The following is a 3412-nucleotide window of genomic DNA, read 5'->3' as shown; positions in this document are numbered from 1 at the left end:
GTCCGGGGTGTAGTGGTGGGGGTGGGTTGTTCGACGCGGTGGCCAGGTGAGGCGGCCGACGCCGACGGGCTAGTCGGGCGAGGTCGCCTTCAGGGCCAGCCACAGCTCCATCCGTACGTCCGGGTCGTCCAGGGACCGGCCGAGGATCTCCTCCACGCGCCGCATCCGGTAGCGCAGCGTGTGGCGGTGGACGCCGAGGTCGGCGGCGGCCGCGTCCCACTGGCCGTGGCGGGAGAGCCACGCGCGCAGGGACGCCACCAGGTCGCCCCGGCCGGTCGCGTCGTGGTCGCGCAGCGCCCGGAGCAGACCGTCGGCGAAGGCGCGCACCGCGTCGTCCGCGAGCAGCGGCAGCACCGACCCGGCCGCCAGGTGTTCGTGCTCCACGCAGACGCGTCCCCGCCGGCGGGCCACCGACAGCGCCTGCTCGGCCTGCTTGTAGGCGGCGGACGCGGCGATCGGCCCGGACGGCGCCGACAGGCCGACGGTCAGGCCGTCCTCGTCGCCGCCCGCCGGGTCGGGCGCCGGGCGGCCGGTCTCCAGCGCCGACGCGTACTCGACGCAGGCGGCGACGGCCGCGCCCCCGTCCGTGGCGAGCACCACCAGCCGCTCGCCCTCGGGGACGGCCAGCACCGCCTCCCCGGCACGCGCCGCCGCCGACTCCACGACCTCGGCGAGCGCGCCCAGCCGGTCGCCGCCGGTGCCCGCGGCGGACCCGCGCCCGTGCGCCCGCGCGGCGGAGGCCGGCACCGACTCGGCGACGATGATCCGGAAGGGCGCGTCCAGCAGGCCGCCGTACAGGTCCCCGGCGACCGTCCGCGCGTGGTCCGGTTCGCCGGCCAGCAGCATGCGCAGCACGGCCTCGTCTATGCGCAGTCCGGCCTCGTACAGGGAGCGCGAGCGTTCTGTGGTGAGCGTCAGCAGGGCGACCGCCGAGTGCACGGCGTACCGCTCGGCGGTGCCGAGGGCGGCGGCGGTGCCGACGGCGAGGGCGGAGCGGGGCCTGCGCGAGGTGCCGAGGGAGTGCAGTTCGACCCGGTCGGCGTTCTCCGGGTGCTCGGGGTCCTCGGCCCCGCCGACCACGGCGGAGGCGGGCGCGGGCCGCTCGCGCAGCCGCCGTACGTCGGCGGTGAGCCGGCCTGCCCTGCGCCCGGCCCACTCCGGAGCCGTGGCGACGACGGCGCCCGAGGCGTCGTACAGCGCCGCCCACCCGTCGACCTGGGAGGCGAGCGCGGCCAGCAGCCCCTCCGGGCCGTCGGTCAGCGCCCGCCTGGTCAGCTCCCGCTGGGCGGCGAAGCCCGCGGTGACCGCCCGGTACTGGTCGGCGGCGATCGCGGCGGACACGGCCTTGCTGATGGCGAGGAAGGGCGTGCGGCGGGGCACCTCCAGGAGCGGCAGGCCCTCCTGCCGGGCCGCGTCGACCAGTGCCCCGGGGATCTCGTCGTAGTTGACGCCGACGGCGAACCCGAGGCCGACCACTCCGGCGTCCGCCAGCCGCTTCACGTACCGGTGCATCGCCGCGGGGTCCTCGGCGTCCAGTTTGAGGGCGGTGATCAGCAGCAGCTCCCCGCCCTCCATGTAGGGCACGGGGTCGGCGAGTTCGCTGACGTGGGCCCAGCGCACCGGGGTGTCCAGACGGTCCTCGCCCGCGCGCACGGTCAGTTTGAGCGCCGAGTGGTGGACGAGCGAGGCGAGCGTGGGGCGCATGGGGTCCTGGGCCTTCGGATCCGTGTCAGTGGTGTGAGATGGCTGTGATCTTTTGGCCGTCGCGTATGAACGACCTGTGTCGATTCTGCCTCACTGTACGGTCCCGGGCGCCCGGCCCGGACGGTCACCCGCGCAGATCCACCAGCAGCGGCGGCGCGTGCTCGCCCTTGACGGTGGTCAGCGACAGCACCGCGTGCCCGGCCGGCACGGCGTGCGCCAGCTCGGACGCCGACCAGCGCTCACGCTCGACCTGCCGGACGGTGACCGCCCGCGCGGTGGGCGCCTTCCCGGTGATGACCCGGCGCACCATGTGCGCGGCCTTGCCCGCCGGGGTCTCGGCGATGATCTGCCGGTCGGTGACGTCGCGGGCCTCGGTCCACTCCTTGCCCCACACCTCGGCGAAGTCCTGCCCGTCCCAGGGGGTGAGCCCGGACAGCGCCATGCGGCAGCCGATGGCCCCGAGCAACGGCCCGCGCAGCGGTCGCGGTACGTCGTCCAGGGTGCGCAGGGTCAGCACGGCCCCGGCGCCCGCCGAGCGCAGCCGCTGCACGCCCCGTACCGCCTCCGGCGTCACCACCCCGCTGGCGTCGTCCAGCACCAGGCAGGCGAAGAGCGACCGGTCCTCCCGTACCGAGACGCTCGCCGTGAACTGGGCGAGGACCAGCCGGGCCAGCATCCGGGAGGCGTCGGCGTGACCGCGTTGCGGCAGGTCGATGCGGACCCGCACGGGGTGGTCGAGGGACTTGAGGGAGAAGGGCCGGGACTGCCCCGAGGTGTCGAAGAAGGGTGCGAAGGCGGGCCGGTCGAGGAGCGCCACGCGGTCGGCCAGCACACCGCCGACGTCCCCGGGGTGGCCCATCTGCCGCTCGCGGGCGTCCAGCTCGCGCAGCAGCGACTCCTGTCCGGCCGCCCGCAGGCCCTGCCGCAGTTCGGCCAGCGGTCCGGGTGTCCCGTCGAGCAGTTGCCGCAGCTCCGGTACGCCGGGGAAGCGGCCGTGCACCGCGCGGAAGGGGCCGAGCAGCTGGGCGAGGACGGTGGTGGAGCGGCGGGTGTCGCTGCCCGGATGCGGGTCGGCGAGGTCGCCGACCAGGGCCTCGGCGAGCACCACCGCGGCCTCGTCCGGGTCGGTGGTGCCGCCGTACAGGTCGAGGTCGTACACCGAGTCCGGGTGGCCGATCCGTACGACGACGTCGTAGGCGTCGGCGGGGCCGAGGTCCGCGCCCGCGGCACCGACCACGACGACCGCGGCCCGCCCGGCGAGCGCGTGCAGGCAGAGCGACTCGATGAGCGGCCGGACCACGCTGCCGGTCTTGCCGGAGCCCGCCGGGCCGACGGCCAGCAGGGAGGTGCCGAGCAGGTCGGGGCCGAGGGCGAGGCCGGCGCCGCGGTAGGCGTAGGGGTTGCGGGCGTCGTCGGCGGCGGTGCCGATCCGCACCTGTCCGGTGACCAGGTCGTGCCGGGCCCGCCGGGCGGGCAGGTCGCGGTCGCCCGACGGGTGCGGGCAGGCGCCGGCGCCCGCGCCGAGCACGGCGCCGGTGAAGGTGGCCAGGCTGTGCCGGCCGCGCTGCACGCCCTGCCAGGCCCGCGCGATGCGGGCGTGGTCGACGTCCCGCATCAGCCCCTGGCGCGCTTCGGCGGCGAGCCGCTCGGCGGCCTCGACGGCACCGGCGGCGCGGAGCGCGGGCCAGGCGGCGGGGTCCTCCTCGGG

At 76.8% G+C, this 3412-nt stretch carries 2 protein-coding genes; both read right to left on the bottom strand.

Annotation, left to right across the window (positions count from 1 at the left end; all coding sequences use genetic code 11):
- Positions 1–69: 69 nt before the first annotated feature.
- Entirely contained in the window at positions 70–1704 is a 1635-nt protein-coding gene (locus DMH12_RS37815; protein ID WP_125495780.1) for a PucR family transcriptional regulator, read from the bottom strand.
- A 124-nt stretch (positions 1705–1828) separates the two neighbouring features.
- On the bottom strand, positions 1829–3412 hold a 1584-nt coding region (locus DMH12_RS37810), incomplete at its 5' end, for an ATP-binding protein (protein ID WP_125495779.1).

The sequence above is a fragment of the Streptomyces sp. WAC 04229 genome (assembly GCF_003947455.1).
GTDB lineage: Bacteria > Actinomycetota > Actinomycetes > Streptomycetales > Streptomycetaceae > Streptomyces.
The sequence above is the reverse complement of the archived record's forward strand: the minus strand, read 5'-3'. Positions and strand labels throughout refer to the sequence as shown.

Excerpts from the sequence above, each read along its gene's own strand:
- DMH12_RS37815 (WP_125495780.1), bottom strand. The coding sequence starts at position 1,704 with ATGCGCCCCACGCTCGCCTCGCTCGTCCACCACTCGGCGCTCAAACTG.